Origin of the sequence: Granulicella sibirica, assembly GCF_004115155.1 — a bacterium.
GTDB classification, from domain to species: domain Bacteria; phylum Acidobacteriota; class Terriglobia; order Terriglobales; family Acidobacteriaceae; genus Edaphobacter; species Edaphobacter sibiricus.
In genome coordinates this window covers 906,138-924,958 of the sequence record NZ_RDSM01000001.1, presented here as the reverse complement: position 1 = coordinate 924,958, position 18,821 = coordinate 906,138, and the positions used below count along the sequence as shown (strand labels likewise).

Below are 18,821 nucleotides of genomic sequence, written 5' to 3'. Positions count from 1 at the left end.
CGATGATCAACATCGAACCTCCAAGTAGTTGGCCCGGCCCGGATGGGGCGCCGGTGCTATCGAAGTCTGGGCTGACGCGCTTTCTCAACCGGGCGCAGGCGGCGGTGGGTGTGGTGGGTGTTGTTGATGTGCTGCTGGCAGACGACGCTACGCTCAAGCGGCTCAATCGGGATTTCCGGGGGAAAAACAAGTCTACCGATGTACTCAGTTTTCCGTCTTCTACCGTCGATGAGGGTGGGGATGCGGCGTTTGCCGGGGATATCGCGATCTCGCTCGAGACAGCGGGGCGCCAGGCGGATCTGTTCGAGCACGCGCTGCGGGATGAAGTGAGGATTCTGCTCGTGCATGGGCTGCTGCATCTGTCGGGGATGGATCATGAGACGGATGACGGGGAGATGGCGGTCCGGGAGGGCGAGTTACGGGTGGCTTTGAGGCTGCCAGTGAGTTTGATTGAGCGGGTGATGGTGGGGGGTAAGGGGAGGGCAACTGGCAAAGGCAAGGGCAACAGAAAACGCGCCCCTTCGGGAGTGATAACCAAAGAGGCAACCACAAAGGCAAAGGTGGAAGCTCGTGCGGGAAAGAAAGCTGCTCAGAAGAAGGTGGGCAAGTGACGCTTTCTTACGCGATTGTGCTTGTTGCGCTTCTGCTTGTGCTGGCGGTGGCTTCTTATATAGACCGGATCTACTCGGAGATGGGGAAGTTCCTGGCGCGGGAGTATCAGGACAACATCGATTCGTGGGAGGAAGTGGTTGAGCCTCGGTTGCGGCTGGGTCGGGAGTCGATCGCGCTTTCGGGCTCGGTGCTACGGCAGCTTTCGCTTGGGGGAATCGCGCTGACGCTTGGTCTGCGGCTTGCACCTACGACGCAGTTCGGAGAGCTCCCACATTGGCCGGACGTGGCTCGGACGGTGTTCGAGGTTGTGCTTCTGACGATGCTCTTCGATCGTCTGATTCCGCAGCTTCTGTTTACACGAACCCGGGGCTTGTGGGCGGCGAAGCTGACGTGGCCGATACGGGGGTTGCTGTACCTCATCTCTCCGGTGACGCTGGCGTTGAGTCTTCTGCTTTCGATCGCTTCGCTGGCGAACCCGGAGACCTCGGAAGAGCCCGAGCATCCCTCGGAGGCGATGGAGGCGTTGCTGGAGGCGGGCGAGGAAGAGGGAATCTTCGAGGAGTCGGATCGGGAACTGGTGCGGTCGGTGGTGGAGTTTGGCGATAAGGTGGTGCGCGAGGTGATGACGCCTCGGCCGCAGATGTTCGCTGTGCCGGGGAGTCTGACGCTCGAGGAGTTCACGGCGCAGATCGAGGAGCACGTGTTCTCACGGGTGCCGGTATTTTCAGGAACGCTCGACCAGATTACGGGGATCGTCTTTGCCCATGACCTGCTGCAGATTCTGGATACGGACGCGGGAAAGCGGACGGTGGCTCAGTTGCAGAGGCCGGCGGCATTTGTACCGGAGACGAAGAAGGTGGCGGAGCTTCTGAAGGAGATGCAGCGCGAGAAGCAGCACATGCGAATCGTGATCGATGAGTATGGCGGGGTGGCGGGGTTGGTGACGATCGAGGATCTGTTGGAGGCGATCGTCGGGAGCATCTCGGATGAGCATGACGAAGGGGAGGCGGATGATGAGCCCGTTCGGGAGGAGGATGGGACGTATGTGGTCTCGGGGAGCTTCGAGGTGTCGCGGCTAAGGGAGCTGTTTGAGGAGCCGAAGGAACATAAGGATCAGAGGGAACAGAAGGACGCTTCGCGTACGGCGGAGGATGGGGAGCCTCACGAGCCGGAAGATGATGAGTTTCTGGCGGATGACGAGAGTGAGGAAGAAGACGAGGCTCCGGCGTTGAGACTTTCGCAGGACTATGAGTCGACGACACTGGGTGGGCTGGTGTCGGAGATCGCGGGACATATTCCCCTGCCGGGTGAGGTGGTGGAGGAGGACGGGTTGAGGCTGGAGGTGCTGGCTTCGACGGACAGACGGATCGACCGGATCCGGGTGAGCCTGGCTGGTGGCGCGCCGGACGGGGACGGAGCGCGGGTGTAGGCGCGAGATCGTCGTTCGGCACTCAACGTGCGTAACGCATAATAGAAAGAATGTCTTTTCGCTCCGGATTCGTATCGATTGTCGGCCGGCCCAATGCGGGCAAGTCCACGCTGTTGAACGCGCTGCTTGGACAGAAGCTGGCGATTGTGACGCACAAGCCGCAGACGACGCGGACGCGGATCCAGGGAGTCGTCGAGATTCCGCTGAAAAAAAAGACGAGTAGCGAACCGGGGCATCCGGCGGCGCAGGTTGTGCTCGTCGATACTCCAGGGATTCATAAGCCGGACACGCACCTTGATAAGCGGATGATGCAGGAGGTGCATGATGCGCTGGAGTCGCGGGACCTGGTACTTTTTATCGTCGATGTGACGCATCGTCTGCCGAAGACGGAGCCGGAGAATACACGGGCTGACGGGAAGATCAAGACGACGGGGCGCATGGCGCTCTCGAAGGCGGAGGACGATTTCGCGCTGCAACTGATCCAGAGGCTGAAGCAGACGGAGGGCGGATGTCCTGTGGTGCTTCTGCTGAACAAGATCGATGCGATCTCCCCCGCAGAGATTATGCCTCTGATTGCGCACTGGTCGGGGCTGTATCCGTTCGCCGAAGTGATTCCCATTTCGGCCCGGAAGAAGATCAATCTTGATCTCCTGCTGGATAAAGTTGTAGGGCTCTTGCCCGAAGGACAGAGATACTTTCCCAAGCACCAATTGACCGACCAGCCGGAAAGGTTTCTGGTGGCGGAGTTGATTCGGGAGAAAATCCTGCTATTGACCGGCGAAGAGGTTCCGTATGCCACTGCAGTCGTGATCGAAAAATACGAAGAGCCGACAGAACGGCCGGATGCGAAGAGGCCGAAGGGAGCCAAGCTTCCGCTGACGAAGATTGCGGCGGCGATTTTTTGCGAACGAACGGGACAAAAGGCTATCTTGATCGGCAAACAGGGCGCGATGCTGAAGGAGATCGGAACGGCGGCACGGAAGGACATTGAGTCGCTGCTGGGGACACGGGTCTTCCTGGAGCTTTTCGTGAAGGTGCAGGAGGAATGGCGCAGCAAGCCGGGATTCATTGAGGACCTGGATTGGCGCCGAGAGTTGGAACAGATTGCGGCAAAGCAGGCTGCAGAGGCCGAAACCGGCGATCTGAAGTAACTCGGGAGTTTATTTTCGATCGTCGATGGGTGTGAGGCATTGGTGGCCATGGGTGCAGGTCAGACTCCCCAAGAGATAGCGAACACTCAACAGGTCCTGGCGGCTGGGATCGCGTTGGTCGCCATACAGGCGGTTGCCGGATTGTTTCTGCCGGAGCAGGGGGTTGTCACCTATGCCGGGATCGGATGCTGTTACGCGCTGGCGGGCCTGACTTCGTTCCAGAGAATGTTTCGGTATACGGGCACGATGCGCGTGCGCTGGATGATGGTCGCGCTTGGATTCGCGGTCGGGGTGCTTGGATTCATGCTCAAGATCGCCGGCGGATCAGTCTTTCCTTCCACCGGGAAGATGGCGGGGTTCCCGGAGGTACTTCTTCTTCTGCGCGGGCTTCCGTTCCTGGTGGCGGCTTCGCTATCGAACCGGGAGAACTCCCGGGTCTTCATTCGGTTGGACCTTGCGCAGGCTGTGCTGACGGTAGGCCTGGCGTTCATTGCGCTGTTGTTTGCGTTCCCGGTGCCCGGCGGGGGGTATGCGCCGATTCCGTCGCTGGTGGCGACGGACCGCTTGATGGTGGCGAATCTGCTGATCGCGGTAGCGGCGACGGTGAGGATCTTTGCCCGGAGGGATTCGGGGGAGAGGCGCTTTTTCCGGAGGCTGTGCGGGTTTCTGTGGGCGAATGCGCTGGCAATCACGTTCGTGAACCGAGTTCTCCTGCACCGAGCCCACGTTTTCGGGGGATCGCCGCTGCTGGTGATTTCAGATTTGCCTGTGCTGTGGATGGCTGTGGCAGCGAGTCGTCCATCCAAGGTGGTCACCTCTTCGGGAACGGTTCATAGGGATTCTTTTGTGGATGCGGGGAGTAGCTTCCTGTTTCCTTTTTCGGTCTTCCTCATGGCCGCTTCGATCGTTCCGGTGCATTTGTATCTAGGGATGGGGTTCGTAACGCTGACGTTTGTCTTGTATGCGGTGCGGGCAACGATTTTGCAGACGCGGTATCTGGCGGTGCAGGAGGAGTTGCGCAAGGCCAATGAGAGGAGTCGAGACCAAGCTCTACAGGATGGATTGACAGGCATACCGAATCGGCGAAATTTCGATCAGACACTTGATCGCGAGTGGAGGCGCGCACAGAGGACGAACCAACCGCTGTCCCTTCTGATGATCGACGTAGATCACTTCAAGCAGTTGAATGATTCGCTTGGACATCCGACGGGGGATTCATGCCTAAGGCAGCTTGCGAGCCTATTTCGGACGAGGCTTGGACGGGAACAGGACTTTGCGGCCCGTTATGGTGGGGAGGAGTTTACGATTCTGTTGATGGATACCGGGATCGAGGGAGCGCGTACAGTTGCAGAGGGTCTGAGGCGGACGGTGTCGCAGTACGAGTTCACGCACATGGGCCGTCCGTGCGGAGAGATTACGATAAGTATTGGGGTCGCGACGAAGGTTCCCACGCTCGAGGAAGCGTCGTCGACGCTGGTGGAACTGGCGGACGAGGCGCTGTACTCGGCGAAGAATAACGGCCGGAACCGGGTCGAGGTGCAGGTGAAAGAAATGGCCCGGCGGGCGTAACGCGCTGATTGCAGGAGTGCGGCGTGGACCGTATGCTCAGGGAACGCACCTGGTAGGTGTTGGTCATTCCGCTCGACGCGAGGATCTTCGGTTCACGTGGATCATGCAACGGTTCGTGTCGCTGGCACTGTTCGCCCTTGCGGCGCTTCCGGTTGGGGCGGCGCGCAGGTCCCGCCGCAGAGGTCTTCAGCAAGGAGGATCCGGGGGGCGGTTCGGGTGCCATCGATGGCCTGTGGCAGTTTGATACGTCCGACAGCCCGGTAACCGGGTGGAATGCTGGACTGGGCGACTATGACCTTCAAAACGCAGATTGCTCCGGCTTAGAAGCCTGTGGCGAATGTTGGAGGCGTGCGATATGCCCGGTCGGCCTCAGCGCGATATCAGCAAATCCATTCCCCTAAAGTTGTATGAAATTTTCTCATAGACCGTTGATTCGATGCCGATTAGCGGTACATGGCGGGTCTCGGTCCATGCGAGAATTGATACCAGGGAGGGGCAAATCGGCCTTCTCTCCGTCTGCCGGTTTGGGCTGGGTGAGTAATGAAAGCGATTCGGCGAAATCATGTGAGGGTGATCGGGCGTGGTACGAAGACGCTCATGCTCGGGCATGGCTTCGGGTGCGATCAGACGATGTGGCGGCAGGTCACTCCGGCATTCGACACCGAGTACAGGATTGTCCTCTTCGATCACATGGGCTCCGGGCTTTCGGATACATCCGTATTCAGCGGCGCGCGGTATGCCACGCTCCACGGCTATGCGCGGGATGTGGTCGACATCATCGACGAGATGAAGCTTGAAGAGATCCATTTCGTCGGGCACTCGGTGAGTTCGATGATCGGTGCGCTGGCGACGATCGCGCGACCGGACAAGTTCAAGAGTCTGACGATGATCGGGCCGTCTCCGTGCTATCTGAACGATGGAGACTACAGGGGCGGATTCGAGCGGCTGGGGCTTGAAAAGTTAGTGGCAGATATGGAAAACAACCACGTGGTCTGGTCGGCGACGATGGCTCCTCTCATTGTCGGAAAGCATGCAAGTCCGATGATAGTGGCCGAGCTTGAGGCTTGCCTGTGCCGAATGGATCCGATGCTTGCGCATCACTTCGCACGGGTGATTTTTTTCTCCGATCTGCGCGATCAGCTTCCGCAGGTTCGGGTGCCCGTGCTGGTGATGCAATGCGAAGACGATATTGTCGTTCCGCCGTTCGTTGGCGAGTATGTACAGCAGCATATTCCGGACGCGAGATTGGTGATGACCGGGACGCCGGGGCATTGCCCGCATATGAGTTCGCCCAAGGATGTGATTCGGGAGGTTCGGGCGTTTCTTGAGTCTGTCGAAAAGAGACAAGTATCGCCCGACAATGGGAATTCCGCAGAGGCGGCTAGCGAGACCGTGTTTCAGTCCTAGGAGTGGGCTCGCGTGTCATACTGGGGCGAATGTTCAGACTGACGACTCTCATAGTGTTGTTCGGATTGCTGGGATGTGCTGCTCGCTCGGCGGGCGCGCAGGTGGAAGCAGCGAAGGTGATCTTCGACACGGATATCGGGGACGATATCGATGATGCGTACGCGCTTGGGTTGTTGCTCCGGAGCCCCGAGGTGACTGTGCTTGGGGTGACGACGGCGTTCGGAGATACGCATCTACGGGCGCGCCTCGTTTCGCGTCTTCTGGCGGCGGCGGGACGCGGGGATATACCGGTGTTCGAGGGAGTGAAGAGTTCGGAGAAGATTGCGAACGCGAACTTCTCGCAGAGGGCATACGCAGAGGGTGAGCCGGACCGGGTTTACCCCGACGCGATCGGGTGGATGCTGGAGACGATCAAGAAGAGTCCGGGAGAGATCACGCTCGTGGCGGTGGCTCCGATGACGAACGTGGGGACGCTGATTCAGCGGGATCCGGAGATGTTTCGAAAGCTGAAGCGGGTCGTGATCATGGGCGGGTCGGTGGAGCGGGGGTACACGCCGCATACGACACCGGATCCGGAATGGAACATTGTGCGCGACGTGCCGGCGGCGAAGGCTTTGTTTTCGTCGGGGATTCCGCTGTTTGTGATGCCGCTCGATTCGACGCAGATCCCGCTCGATGCGGCTCGGAGGGCGCAACTCTTTGGGAAGGGAACGGGACTTGCCAAGGCGCTTGAGGAGCTGACGACGGAGTGGCAAGGAGGTAAGGCAAAGTCGCCGGTGCTGTTTGATTCGATTGCGGCGGGTTATACGGTGAAGCCTTCGCTCTGTCCGGTGACGGGGATGCGGATCGAGGTGGATGACAAGGGCTATACGAGGAAGGTGGATGGGCCGGCGAACGCGCAGGTTTGCCTGAAGTCCGATTCGGAGACGTTCTTTCGGTTCTTCATGCCGCGCATGCAGTAGCGGCTACTCGGCCCGATCGGTTTTTCCGGCGGCTTTGAAGGCCTGGATGAAGTCGCGGAAGGGTCCCTGGATGTTCTCGAAGAGGGGATTTTTGCGGTTCAGTAGCATCACCTCGCTAAACATCTTGAGGCTGATGGCGAGGGCGGTGCTGGTTTCTTCGTCGAGGCCCGCGCGGCCCTTGGCGCGCTCGGCGATGGCGAGGATGTCGTCGTGGTTTTTGATGACGAAACTCAGGGCGGTGGCTTCGACTGGCTCGCCCTTGGACCCGGTCAGAGGTTCTACGGTGACGCGATAGCTGTAGGAGTTCATGATTCAGACCCGAAGAATTAGTCGATGGAGATCTTGCGCAGGAGCTTGAAGTCGGAGAGCATTTTACCGGTTCCGAGGACGACGGAGGCTAGCGGGTCGTCGGCGATGGAGACGGGCAGGCCGGTTTCTTCGCGGATGCGTTTGTCAAGGTTCTTGATGAGGGCTCCGCCGCCGGTGAGGACGATGCCGCGGTCGGAGATGTCTGCGGAGAGCTCGGGCGGCGTGCGCTCGAGGGCGACGCGGATGGCGTTGATGATGGTGGCGATGCACTCGCTGAGGGCTTCGCGGATCTCGGAGTCGTCGATGGAGATGGTTTTGGGGACGCCTTCGATGAGGTTGCGGCCGACGATCTGCTTGGTGAGGGGCTTGTCGAGGATGAAGGCGGAGCCGAGCTCCATCTTGATCTGCTCGGCGGTGCGCTCGCCGATGAGCAGGTTGTACTTGCGCTTGATGTAGGTGATGATCGCCTCGTCCATCTGGTTTCCGGCCATGCGGACGGAGCGCGAATAGACGATGCCGGCGAGGGAGATGACGGCGATGTCGGTGGTGCCACCGCCGATGTCGACGACCATGTTTCCGCCGGGCTCGGTGATGGGGAGGCCGGCGCCGATGGCGGCGACCATGGCCTGCTCGACGAGGTGGACCTCGGAGGCCTTGGCGCGGTAGGCGGAGTCCATGACGGCGCGCTTTTCTACCTGAGTGATTTCAGAAGGGACGCCGATGACGATGCGGGGGTGCACCATGCGCTTGCGGTTGTTGTGCGCCTTCATGATGAAGTAGTTCAACATCTTTTCGGTGTGGCGGAAGTCGGCGATGACGCCGTCCTTCATCGGCTTGATGGCGACGATATTGCCGGGAGTGCGGCCGAGCATCTCCTTGGCTTCCTTGCCGACGGCCTCAACCTCGTTGGTGACGGTATTGACGGCGATGATGCTTGGTTCATTGACGATGATTCCCTTGCCATTGGCGTAGACAAGTGTGTTCGCCGTTCCGAGGTCGATCGCGAGATCGCTTGAGAACAGGCTGAAAAGCGAGCGCATGTTGTGGATGCGGGAGCTGTTGAAGGCCATTCGGGGGTTACGTTCCTGACACTGCGAGATTAAGGATGCCGCTAAGGGACTATTGTACGTTGTTGGCCGGATGGGTGCGTGAATCAGCCAGGCATGCACCACGCGCGCCATGACGTGCCCGCGTGCGGTGGATACAATGGGGGTGTTGCCGCTGGTATTTGGTGAAGGCACGCCCTATACAGGCCGAAAAAGACGAGAAAGAGGATAAGGATGATCGTTGGCGTTCCGAAGGAAGTGAAGGATCACGAGAGCCGCGTTGGGGTGACCCCGGCTGGGGTGAAGGCGCTGGTGGAAGCCGGTCATACCGTTCTCGTCGAACATGACGCGGGGGCGCTTTCGGCATTTCCGGATGACGATTACCAGTCGGCGGGCGCGGAAATTGTCGGGTCGGCGTATGACGTGTGGCGGCTTGCGGACATGATCGTGAAGGTGAAGGAGCCGGTGGAGAAGGAGTATCGGCACTTCCGCGAGGGGCTTCTGCTTTTTACGTACCTTCATCTGGCTCCGCTGCGTGACCTGACGGACGCTCTGCTGGAGAAGAAGGTTACGGGGATTGCGTATGAGACGGTTCGGGATCGGACAGGGGCGCTTCCGCTGCTGACGCCGATGAGCGAGGTGGCCGGGAGGATGTCGGTGCAGGTGGGCGCGGCGTATCTCGAGAAGGAGCATGGCGGGCGCGGGGTTCTGCTGGGGGGCGTGCCGGGTGTGGCTCCGGGGAATGTGTGCGTGATTGGTGGAGGGATCGTGGGGACGAATGCGGCGAAGATCGCTCTCGGTATGGGGGCGAAGGTCACGCTGCTGGATTTGAACCTGAATCGGCTGCGCGAGCTTGATGACATCTTTGGCGGACGGGTTTATACCGTCGCTTCGAACAGCTACAACGTCGAGCGGGCCGTTTGTGAGGCGGATCTGGTGATTGGCGGGGTGTTGATCCCGGGTGCGGCGGCCCCGAAGATTGTGACCAAGGCGATGGTTGCCAAGATGAAGAAGGGCGCGGTGATCGTGGATGTGGCGATCGATCAGGGTGGGTGCATCGAGACGGCTCGGCCAACGACGCATAGCGATCCTTCTTACGAGGTCAACGGAGTCGTGCATTATTGCGTGACGAATATGCCGGCGGCTGTGCCGAATACTTCAACGCTGGCGCTGACAAACGCTACGTTTCCTTATGTGTTGAAGCTGGCGAAGCTTGGGGCTACGGCTGCGATTCAGGATGACAAGGGGATTGCGGAAGGGGTTAATACCTTCAATGGGACGCTGACTTATGGGGCCGTTGCGCAGGCTCAGGCGCGGGAGTGGACGCCTGTGGCGGAGTTGCTCTAGGGATCGGCCAGGAGGGGGCTGTGGATAAGACGATGCGGCGTCTCAGGACACAGGCCGATCTCGATGAGCAGCAGCGAGAGACCACCGGTATTGGGCGAATGTCCCGGCGGGTGAATGGGTTACGGGACCTGCGAGCTCAGCATGGCCTCCTACAGCTTGAAGGGGGTGCGTTTTGATGGAACAAGACCTGAACGATCTGTTGTCCGCATGCAATGCCCCCAATGATAAGTACCTGGTTGCCAGCGGCTGCGCGATCTACTTGATGTAGAAGCTCCACGCGATGGCGCGCGGCAGAATAACCGCCGCTTTCCTGAAACTCCTATAATCAACACGCCGTCAGAAGCAGTGCATCAGCAGGGCCAGCGCCGCCGGCTGTGAGCGAGGAGAACGAATGGGAACAGCGACAAGCCGGCGCAAGGTGCTGAGTATTGTCCTGGGAGCCTGCACCCTTCTCCTCATGGGCGGGCTCGTGATCCTGAATGCATTTCATCTGAACTCCCTGAGCCCTTCCTCGTACGAACAGATTCTTGTGTTTACCGGGCTTTCGACTGTGGCGTTCCTGCTGTTCGTCACGGTGCTTGTTCTCCTGGTGCGGAACGTTCTAAAGCTCTACGCCGAGCAGCGCAGCCGCGTGCTTGGGACGCGGCTGCGGACCCGGATGCTGTGGGGAGCGGTGCTGGTTTCGCTCGTTCCGATCGCCTTCATGTTCGCGTTCAGCTTCGGGCTGATGAACCGGAAGGTCGATAGCTGGTTCTCGCAGCCGGTGACGCAGATGCGCGACGACGCCAACCACATGGCGAGCGAGCTTGCCGGTTACACGGCGGCGAACGCAAGGGTCGAGGCCGATTCGATTGCGGCGTCGATTCCGGCGATCCATGCTCCTGGGGCTGGCCAGGTTGCGGACGAGACAGTGATTCGCATCCTGCGGCAGCATGAGACGACCCTTCAGGGCGGATTCGTCGTGGTATATCGCGAGGGCCGAGCTGTTGCCTCGTATCACATGCCGCAGCAAGCGGGTGCGACCGCTGAGGTCAAAGAATGGCTTCCTCAGCAACCGGCGCAGCCGGAGGATGACAACGATGCGACCAAGGGGGCACGACCGCCGGACCTGACGCTCTCTGCCAGTCATCCGGTGAATCTCTCAACCGATGCAGCGATTCTTGAGACAGCGCAGCGGAGCGATGAGCCGATTCTCTCGATAGGGCAGACGGATTATGCACTCGGCACGGCTGGGGTGAAGGGTGGCGGGACAGTCGTGGCGGGGCTTCCGCTCCCGTACGGGCTTGCGAGCACGATGGCGCGGATGCGAACTTCGGCTGATGCGTACTGGACGCTGTTTCGCGGACGACGGCAGTTGCGGAATCTCTATGCCATCCTGCTGGCGATGATGACCTGCCTAGCGCTGTTCGCTTCAAGCTGGCTGGCGCTACATCTCTCCAAGCAGGTAACGAAGCCTGTCGAGAGTCTTGCCGATGCGATGCAGGCGGTTGCCGCGGGAGACTATGCGCGGAGGGTGGCGGAGAGCGCGACGGACGAGCTTGGGGAGTTGATCCGGAGCTTCAACCATATGGCGGGGGATCTCGAGAGCAGCCGGGCGCAGGTGGAGAAGTCGACGCACCAGTTGAACGTGGTGAACGCGACTCTGGAGGCGCGGCGGTCGGAACTCGAGACGATGCTGGAGACGATTCCGAATGGGGTGGCGACGCTCGACTCTGCGGGGCGGATCGTGCTGGCGAATCGGGCGCTCTCGGAGATGATGGATCCGGGCGGGCAAAGGCCGTTCATCGGGCGGGATATCAAAGAGGTGTTTCCAGCGGAGATGATGGATTCTCTCGAACGGCTTATGCGGCGGAGTCATCGCATGGGATCGGCTGCGGGAGAGATGGAGATGGGTGGGAACGGCAACGGGAATGGGCAAGCGCCGTTCGGGAGCAATGGGGCCACGATGAATCTGCTTGCCACCGTTGCGCTGCTGGAGGGTGGGACGGCGCGGACCCATCTTGGTTATGTGCTTGTGCTGGAGAATGCGACGGAACTTCTGCGGGCACAGAAGCAGTCAGCATGGAAGGAAGTCGCGCGGCGGGTGGCGCATGAGATCAAGAATCCACTAACACCAATTTCGCTTTCCGCGGAGCAGATTCATCGTCATATCGAACGGCTCTCGGTGACGATGGCGGAGCAGGAGGTCGAGAGTCCCTCGGTGGCGATCATCCGGCGGTGCTCGGAGGTGATCACGAGTTCGGTGGAGTCAATGCGTTCTCTGGTGGACCAGTTCGCCTCGCTCGCCGAGTTTCCGATGGCGCGGCCACGGCCTGCGGATCTGAATACGATCGTTGAGAGTTCGCTTGCGTTGTTTGCAGGGAGGCTGCAATCGATTCGTCTGGTGCGGCACATGGCGGACGATCTTCCGCTGGTGCTGGCCGACCCGGAGGCGATGAAGCGGGCGTTGGGAAACCTCATCGATAACGCTGCCGAGGCGATGCAGCAGAGCCTGCTGCGCGAGATTCATATTGAGACGAGCCTGCTGGCGAACGGGCTCGTGGAGCTTGTCGTCGCGGATACGGGGTCTGGGCTGACGGACGAGATGCGGGAACGTCTCTTTCTGCCTTACTTCTCGACGAAGCAGAGGGGCACAGGGCTCGGGCTGGCGATCGCGTCGAAGATCATCCAGGAACATCAGGGGACGATCCGGGCAGAAGGGAACGTACCTGTGGGCGCGAAGTTTATCGTTGAGTTGAAGCCTGCTTCGCTGATCGATGGGCAGCCAGTGGAGCCGCTTGAGGTTTCGGCGCTTGCGGCTGAGGTCAAGGCTGGGGCGCTGCCGAACTAGGACCTCTAGGCCTGTGACTTTGGGGTGAGCCGCTTGCGGACCTCGCTCAAAATTTCTTTTGACAGGGAGTCATCGTCTCCGGCGCGTGCCAGGACCATCGCCCCAACCATCGCCGCTGTGGTGAAGATAGCGTCGCCTCGATTGCCGCCCATGGCTTCGAGGATGGCCTTCAGTTCCGTAGAGAAGGTGTGTTGCACCTCGGGCTCGTTGCGAATATCGCCGGAGAGTGCGGACATCGTGCAGCCCTGGGCGGGGTTGTCGCGATGCTTTGTGCTGAGGTAGCGATTGAGATAGGCGGCACGGGTCGTGGCGGTGGCGGAGTTCTTTTTGATACCAGCCAGTGTGGCCTCCATGCCGTACTCGACGGCTGCGGCCATCAGGGCTTCCTTTGAAGGGAAGTGGCTGTAGAAGGCACCGTGGGTGAGGCCGCCGGCCTTCATCACTTCCGCGACGGTGACATCATCGAAGCCGCGTTCACGAAATAACTCCGAGGCCACGCGGACGATGCGCTCGTGTTTTTCTGCTGTCTCTTCGAGGGGATAACGCATGGCTGCCTCCCTGAGAAAATGAATCACGCAAACATGACAATCATCATACATGACGAACATCATGCTTCGCCAAAGAGGAGATCGACCATGAGACTTTCAGGCAAGAAGGCACTTATTACCGGGGGAAACAGCGGCATCGGGCTAGCCACTGCGTTGCGCTTTGTCCAGGAGGGCGCAGAGGTTGCTATCACGGGCCGGGACCAGAAGACGCTCGATGAAGCGGTTGCGCTGCTTGGACCGAAGGCGCGTGGATATCGGGCGGATGTTACGGATGCGGCTGCTCGCAAGGTGCTGTTTGAGCAGTTGGCGAATGACTTTGGCACGCTGGATATCGTGTTTGCCAACGCGGGTATCTCGGGAAGGACGCCGACAGGAACCGCGGATGAGGCGGTCTTCGAGAACATCATTCACATTAACCTGACGGGTGCTTTCGTGACGGCTAACTCAGCGGCTCCCTTGCTGAACGATGGTGGCGCGATCATCTTCAATGCGTCGGTCCACATCTCCGCGGGGCAGCCTGGGATGGCTGCTTATGCGGCAAGCAAGGGCGGCCTGCTGTCGATGGCTCGCTCGATTGCGGCCGATCTTGCGCCGCGTGGTATTCGGGTGAACGTAGTATCACCGGGTGCGACGAAGACACCGATCTGGGCTCGCGGGCCGCGGGCGAATGCGACTCCGGAAGAGAGCGGGGCGCAGGCGGCGTTTGTCGCTACGTTGATTCCACTCGCGCGTTGGGGTGAGGCGGATGAGATCGCCAAGGCGGTTTTATTCCTGGCCTCGGATGATGCTTCCTATGTCAATGCGACGGAACTCTTGGTAGACGGCGGAATGATCGGCTCGCCGCTTGGCTCGCCGCGTAATCGTGGGTAACTTGCGGTGCTGCTGCGGCCCCATCGTTCGCGGTGGGGCTGCGGTTCATAGAGTGGTATTTTATGGAACCAGCTCGAAGTGCTGGATGGCGATGTGGGCTCCGGCGCGGGATCTTTCTTTCGATGGCTTGATTCTTACGGTGATCTCGTCAAACTCTTTTCCGTGAGCGCTGGCGGGGATGGGGAAGGTGAGGACTTCGTTTATGGGTGGCCGGGTCAAGGAGATTGTCTGGGCTTCGCTCGACGCGATTGCAAGGGTTCCCAAGGATTCTGCTGACGGGTTCTTCGTGGAGGTCTTGTCTGTCAGGAGGATCTCGACGTCAATGGCTCCGAGGCGGTTGTCGGCGTTTTGCAGGGCCACGCGCAGGGCGGAGCAGCAACTCACGCTAAGGGGCGCTCCAAGGGATTGGTGAGCCTCCATCGAAAGAGCCTGGAAGTCAGTGGAGCGGACGTTGGCCTTGGTGGGATCGCCTTGGACAGTGCGGGCATCGGGCTTGGGGCGCAGATCGGGTTTCTTGAAGTACCAGTAGACTCCGTCGAATGGGATGAGGACCGGCTTTGAGCGCGTGCTTGCCAGGTTTGTGCGGGTGATGGGTACGGGTGGAACGATGTCGGGATGGGGCTTGAGAGGCAGTATTAGGATGATGCCGGAGTAGTCGCTGCCGGTCGTCTTTGCGTCGTGGACGACGGAGGGATTGTTGTCCTTGGCGTGGACGGCGTGCAGTATGGCGAAGCGGCCCTGGCGGAGAAATGGGATGAGCGCGATCGCGGTGAGGACGATGATCGTGAGGGATTCGGTGATGAGGGCGTTGATCGAAGGTTTCCGGGCTTTGTCCTCGGTCCGTGACTTCGTTGGCAGAGCCCAGAGCGATAGGGCTGCGCCTGCGGCGATCAGGATTCCAGCGGGCAGCGAGTAGCCAAGGACGAGAAGCGTGATGCCTGCCTCGAGGGCGATGGAGGTCAGGACGGCGGGCAGGACTGTCCGCAGGAAGGGCGGCGGCTCGCGGCAATCGAAGAGACTGGATTGGACGTTATGCGAGAGGTGGGGTTCTGGGGCTGGCTTCCACTTTCGCAGGAAGAACGTCGCGTAGATCGCGATAACGGGCGGGACCGCGACGATCCAAGGCGAGTCCTCCTGGAAGAGGAGCGCGAGCAGAGGGAGCCAGGCGGTCGCCATCCAGAGGCCGGCGATCAGTGGAACCGCAGGGGTTTCGATCTGGTCGCGAAAGACACGGCATGCGAGCCAGACGGCAAGAGCGTGGGCGGCTGCCGCGATTGCGACGAAGAGCAAGGCGTGGCCGAGGAGGGTTGGCCAAGTGAGGGAACGAGCAGAGGGTGGAGTGCAGATGAGGAACGCAGCGGCGCTCGTGACAATCAGGCTTGCCAGTAACGGAACGGCGATGGCTGCTGGCGATTGCGTGGTCTCTTCCGTCACAGGAGTCCGCCTCCGAGTCAGATGGCTTGAGGTGCGCGGCGTCGGGGTAGGAGAGAGAAGCCCAGATAGTGGTGGGCTTTATGCTCGGTAGACTTCGTGGCCGATGCCGTCGGGATGCGGAGTGTGCGGGCTAACCTTGGTCCGCGTGGGAGAGCGAGCAGTATGGCGGAGAGGAGGGTGAGGGTTAGTGGGATGCTGATGGTAAGGAGGTGGAAGGTGAGGTAGAAGTCCTGTTGGCCCACGTCGGTTAGTGAGATTCCGGGATGGCTGAGGTACTGGAGGGCGGCGAACGTGGTGACGAGGAGGACGCTGACGCTGGTCGACAAGCCTAGAGCCAGACTGACGGGCGAGAGGGCGCGATCCTTGTGAGGGAAGGCGACGAGATAGAGGATGAGGCCGAGCCAGACGAAGGTGATCGCCGGGGCGACTCCGCTGGCGATCTCAGCGCAGGAGGAGTAGGGCCAGGGAAGCGCGATCCAGCGATCGGCGTTGGCCTGGGATAGACGGCCATGCGCAAGGAATTGCCAGACCGGGTAGAGGGTGTTCCACCCGGCGGAGAAGACGATGGGCCGGGCGTGGTCGCGGAGCCTGGCCCAGAGTTCGATCCCGATCGCTTTCAGGACCTGACGTTGATGCCATTGTTTGGAACGACCTGCGCGAAGCTCTTCGAGGAGGTCTCCGGAGAGGGCGTCGCGGTGGGTTCCGAAGGTTAGGTGCTCGAGGAGCCAGGTGGCGATTCTGGTTGTGAAGGGCAGGGCGTTCGATGAACTCATGCGAGGTCTTCTCCCATAGTTGGCAGTGACTTCCACAACTTGCTCAGGACTCTGCGGGTCTCGTGAACGGCCTGGAGACCTTGATCGGTGACGCGGAAGTATCGTTTGGCCCTGCCGCCGCGTTCGGGTGTCGATTCGCCGAGGCTGGAGGCGATCAGGCCCTTGATCTCGAGACGATCGAGGGAGGCGTAGACGCTGCCGACGGCTACTTCGCGTCCCCGGCGGATGGCTAACTCGCGGGCGAGCGGGACGCCGTAAGCCTCGTCGCCGAGGTGCAGGATGGTGAGGAGAACCATGAGTTCGAACTCGCCGAGATAGCTATGCTCCCGCATTTCTTCAACAGTAGCGAACAAATAAGAATCGGGCAAGGCCTTCAGGAATGAACAGGTAGACTCATCGTGAGGAGTTACTGATTGAATCACGTTCTGATCGTCGATGACGAAGCCGAAATCCGCACCTCGCTGGAAGCGATTCTTGCCGAGGAAGGGTACCTCGTGACCACGGCGGCTACGGCGACCGAAGGGCTGACGCTGATTCGCGATGCTGCCTACGACGTGGTGCTTCTGGATATCTGGCTGCCGGACCGGGATGGGCTGGACGCGCTGGCTGAGATTCGACGGATCGAATCGGCTAATCTGCCCGAGGTGGTGATCATCTCGGGGCATGGAACGATCGAGGCAGCGGTGCGTGCCACGAAGCTGGGCGCTTACGACTTTCTGGAGAAGCCGCTGTCGCTCGAACGCACGCTCATCGTGATCAAGAACGCGATGAAGGCGCGACAGATGCGCGAGGATAACCAGGAGTTTGCGCGGCAGCTTGCGATCAAGGGGACGGTGACGGGGCAGAGCGTGGCGCTGAAGGCATTGCGACAGCAGATCAAGCTGATGGCTCCGACGAATGGGCGGGTGCTGATCTTCGGCGAGAGCGGAACGGGAAAAGAGCTGATTGGGCGGGCGATGCACTCGGAGAGCTTGCGGAAGGACCGGGTTTTCGTCGAATTGAATTGCGCGGCGATTCCCGAGGACTATATCGAGAGCGAGCTGTTTGGGTATCGCAACAGCGCGATTCCTGGCGGGCCTCCAGAGAAGCGGGGGACGTTCGAGCGGGCGGACGGGGGGACATTGTTCCTCGATGAAGTCGGGGACATGAGTCTCAAGACGCAGGCGAAGGTGTTGCGTGCGCTCGATGAGCAGAGGTTTTTGCCGGTGGGCGCTTCGCATGCAATTCACGTCGATGTGCGGGTAATTGCAGCGACGAATAAGGACCTGGAGGAGGAGATTGCGCGTGGGAACTTCCGCGAGGATCTTTTCTATCGGCTTAACGTCATTCCGTTTTATGTACCTCCACTGAGGGACCGGAAGGAAGACATTCCGCTTCTGGTGAAGGAGTTTCTGCAGGAATTCGGGCAGCAATACGGCCGGCCGCATGTAGAGATGAACGAGGATGCGTTGTCGGCCTTGCGGCAATATCACTGGCCAGGGAATGTACGGGAGCTTCGGAACCTGGTGGAGAGGGTGCTCATTCTGAATCCGAAGGCGGCACGGATCGAGCGGAAGCATCTTCCGATGCTGGTGTATCGGGAGTCGCGGGATGCGGCAAAGAACCTTGGGAAAGGCGAGGAGTTCGGGTCGCTCCTCGAGGCGCGGGAGGCGTACGAGCGGGACTACATCCTGAAGAAGCTGGATGAATGTAATGGCAACGTGACGCGGACGGCGGAGAGCCTTGGGCTAGAGCGCAGCCATCTGTACCGGAAGATGAAGGCGCTTGGAGTTGCGATCAAGGAATAGTCACGGGTTGGGCGCGAGGCGCTGGCGGGCGACGGCGGCGGTGCGGACGCCGTCGAGCAGGTGGGAGCGGACCTCGTCGATGCGGAAGGCGCCGGCGTCGTAGAGGTAGACGCGTCCGAAGGCGTTCGATGCGGTCTGGCCGAACTGGTGGGCGTAGTAGAGGATCACGAGAGCGCGCTGACCCGATTCGGTGCGTGTCGTTCGGGGCTGACCGTTCTCTGACGGGAGGGTCTGGGTGAGGCCTTGCTTTGCTCCTCCGGGGACGGAGGTGTCGGGGTCGGTGCCGGCGATGTCGGCTCCGAGGATGGCAGTGGTGATCTCTTCGTAGTTTCCGGCGCTATCGACTTCGGTGGGAAGCGGAACGGCGCGGTAGGTGTCGGCTGAGGGGATGAGGGCGATGCCGCGGAAGAGGGTGTCCGCGTCATTGCGACGGTAGAGGACTACCTGCACACGGCCGAGAGGGCCGAGTTCCACCGGCAGAGGCTGTGCGACTTCGGTTGCGCCCTGGGGAAGAGCCTTCTGGATCGCCTGCGTTAGGGCTGCGTTCTGGGGCTGATGGCCTGCGGGCTGGGCTTGGGTCGTCCAGGCGGAGATGGTGAGGGTGATGGCGGCGACGATGGGGATCGACCTGCGGGTCATCGGGGTCTCCGTGCTTCATGCGCAGCATAGTTGATAGGCTGCATCTCTGGGATGCATTGGGAGCTCTGTTCGATAGCACGCGGCTTGGCTAGGTGGGTTCCTCATGTT

At 60.5% G+C, this 18,821-nt stretch carries 17 protein-coding genes; 10 read left to right on the top strand and 7 right to left on the bottom strand.

Annotation, left to right across the window (positions count from 1 at the left end):
• The first annotated feature begins 2 nt into the window (after nt 1-2).
• The 6 genes from ybeY (at nt 3) to GRAN_RS03780 (ending at nt 7,130) form a co-directional block, all read left to right on the top strand.
• Nucleotides 3-611, top strand: coding sequence for an rRNA maturation RNase YbeY (gene ybeY / locus GRAN_RS03805; protein WP_128911658.1), 609 nt, complete (start codon nt 3-5; stop codon nt 609-611).
• Nucleotides 608-2,041 carry a hemolysin family protein gene (locus tag GRAN_RS03800; RefSeq protein WP_241654323.1) on the top strand — a complete coding sequence of 478 codons (1,434 nt, stop codon included), beginning with the start codon at nt 608-610 and terminating at the stop codon, nt 2,039-2,041. Before ybeY ends, GRAN_RS03800 begins: the two co-directional genes overlap by 4 nt.
• A gap of 50 nt (nt 2,042-2,091) precedes the next feature.
• Nucleotides 2,092-3,192 (top strand): GTPase Era, encoded by a 1,101-nt coding sequence (gene era, locus GRAN_RS03795; RefSeq protein ID WP_128911657.1) that lies wholly within the window; start codon nt 2,092-2,094, stop codon nt 3,190-3,192.
• A 48-nt stretch (nt 3,193-3,240) separates the two neighbouring features.
• The gene (locus GRAN_RS03790) at nt 3,241-4,761 is read left to right on the top strand and encodes a GGDEF domain-containing protein (RefSeq protein WP_128911656.1); all 1,521 of its coding nucleotides are present in this window, start codon (nt 3,241-3,243) and stop codon (nt 4,759-4,761) included.
• Between the two features lie 540 nt (nt 4,762-5,301).
• Nucleotides 5,302-6,168 (top strand): alpha/beta fold hydrolase, encoded by an 867-nt coding sequence (locus GRAN_RS03785; protein WP_128911655.1) that lies wholly within the window; start codon nt 5,302-5,304, stop codon nt 6,166-6,168.
• 101 nt (nt 6,169-6,269) lie between these two features.
• Complete coding sequence (locus GRAN_RS03780) at nt 6,270-7,130, top strand: nucleoside hydrolase (RefSeq protein WP_241654322.1); 861 nt, start codon at nt 6,270-6,272, stop codon at nt 7,128-7,130.
• Nucleotides 7,131-7,133: 3 nt separating this feature from the next.
• Here the strand turns inward: GRAN_RS03780 and GRAN_RS03775 are convergent, their stop codons facing one another.
• Both GRAN_RS03775 and GRAN_RS03770 read right to left on the bottom strand, forming a co-directional pair.
• A complete protein-coding gene (locus GRAN_RS03775; RefSeq protein ID WP_128911653.1) occupies nt 7,134-7,439 on the bottom strand; it encodes a DUF3861 domain-containing protein in 306 nt (101 codons plus the stop codon).
• 17 nt (nt 7,440-7,456) lie between these two features.
• Nucleotides 7,457-8,509 carry a rod shape-determining protein gene (locus GRAN_RS03770; RefSeq protein ID WP_128911652.1) on the bottom strand — a complete coding sequence of 351 codons (1,053 nt, stop codon included), beginning with the start codon at nt 8,507-8,509 and terminating at the stop codon, nt 7,457-7,459.
• 210 nt (nt 8,510-8,719) lie between these two features.
• Here GRAN_RS03770 and ald point away from each other — a divergent pair, with 210 nt between their 5' ends.
• Together ald and GRAN_RS03760 are read left to right on the top strand one after the other, a co-directional pair.
• Nucleotides 8,720-9,832 (top strand): alanine dehydrogenase, encoded by a 1,113-nt coding sequence (ald, locus tag GRAN_RS03765; protein ID WP_128911651.1) that lies wholly within the window; start codon nt 8,720-8,722, stop codon nt 9,830-9,832.
• 391 nt (nt 9,833-10,223) lie between these two features.
• Nucleotides 10,224-12,662 carry a sensor histidine kinase gene (locus GRAN_RS03760; protein WP_128911650.1) on the top strand — a complete coding sequence of 813 codons (2,439 nt, stop codon included), beginning with the start codon at nt 10,224-10,226 and terminating at the stop codon, nt 12,660-12,662.
• A 5-nt stretch (nt 12,663-12,667) separates the two neighbouring features.
• On the opposite strand, the gene GRAN_RS03755 is transcribed toward GRAN_RS03760, so the two are convergent.
• Nucleotides 12,668-13,210, bottom strand: a complete 543-nt coding sequence (locus GRAN_RS03755) for a TetR/AcrR family transcriptional regulator (protein WP_128911649.1) — start codon at nt 13,208-13,210, stop codon at nt 12,668-12,670.
• A gap of 87 nt (nt 13,211-13,297) precedes the next feature.
• On the opposite strand from GRAN_RS03755, the gene GRAN_RS03750 reads away from it, so the two are divergent.
• Nucleotides 13,298-14,080 carry an SDR family NAD(P)-dependent oxidoreductase gene (locus GRAN_RS03750; protein ID WP_128911648.1) on the top strand — a complete coding sequence of 261 codons (783 nt, stop codon included), beginning with the start codon at nt 13,298-13,300 and terminating at the stop codon, nt 14,078-14,080.
• 60 nt (nt 14,081-14,140) lie between these two features.
• On the opposite strand, the gene GRAN_RS03745 is transcribed toward GRAN_RS03750, so the two are convergent.
• The 3 genes from GRAN_RS03745 to GRAN_RS03735 are packed head-to-tail and all read right to left on the bottom strand — an operon-like array spanning nt 14,141 to nt 16,619.
• The gene (locus GRAN_RS03745; protein ID WP_128911647.1) at nt 14,141-15,514 is read right to left on the bottom strand and encodes a hypothetical protein; all 1,374 of its coding nucleotides are present in this window, start codon (nt 15,512-15,514) and stop codon (nt 14,141-14,143) included.
• A 17-nt stretch (nt 15,515-15,531) separates the two neighbouring features.
• A complete protein-coding gene (locus GRAN_RS03740; RefSeq protein ID WP_128911646.1) occupies nt 15,532-16,287 on the bottom strand; it encodes a hypothetical protein in 756 nt (251 codons plus the stop codon).
• Nucleotides 16,284-16,619: a PadR family transcriptional regulator gene (locus GRAN_RS03735; protein WP_128911645.1), complete on the bottom strand. Its 336-nt coding sequence runs from the start codon at nt 16,617-16,619 to the stop codon at nt 16,284-16,286. Before GRAN_RS03735 ends, GRAN_RS03740 begins: the two co-directional genes overlap by 4 nt.
• A gap of 81 nt (nt 16,620-16,700) precedes the next feature.
• Here GRAN_RS03735 and GRAN_RS03730 point away from each other — a divergent pair, with 81 nt between their 5' ends.
• Nucleotides 16,701-18,074, top strand: a complete 1,374-nt coding sequence (locus GRAN_RS03730; RefSeq protein ID WP_128911644.1) for a sigma-54-dependent transcriptional regulator — start codon at nt 16,701-16,703, stop codon at nt 18,072-18,074.
• On the opposite strand, the gene GRAN_RS03725 is transcribed toward GRAN_RS03730, so the two are convergent.
• Nucleotides 18,075-18,713, bottom strand: a complete 639-nt coding sequence (locus tag GRAN_RS03725) for a hypothetical protein (protein WP_128911643.1) — start codon at nt 18,711-18,713, stop codon at nt 18,075-18,077.
• Between the last annotated feature and the right edge of the window lie 108 nt (nt 18,714-18,821).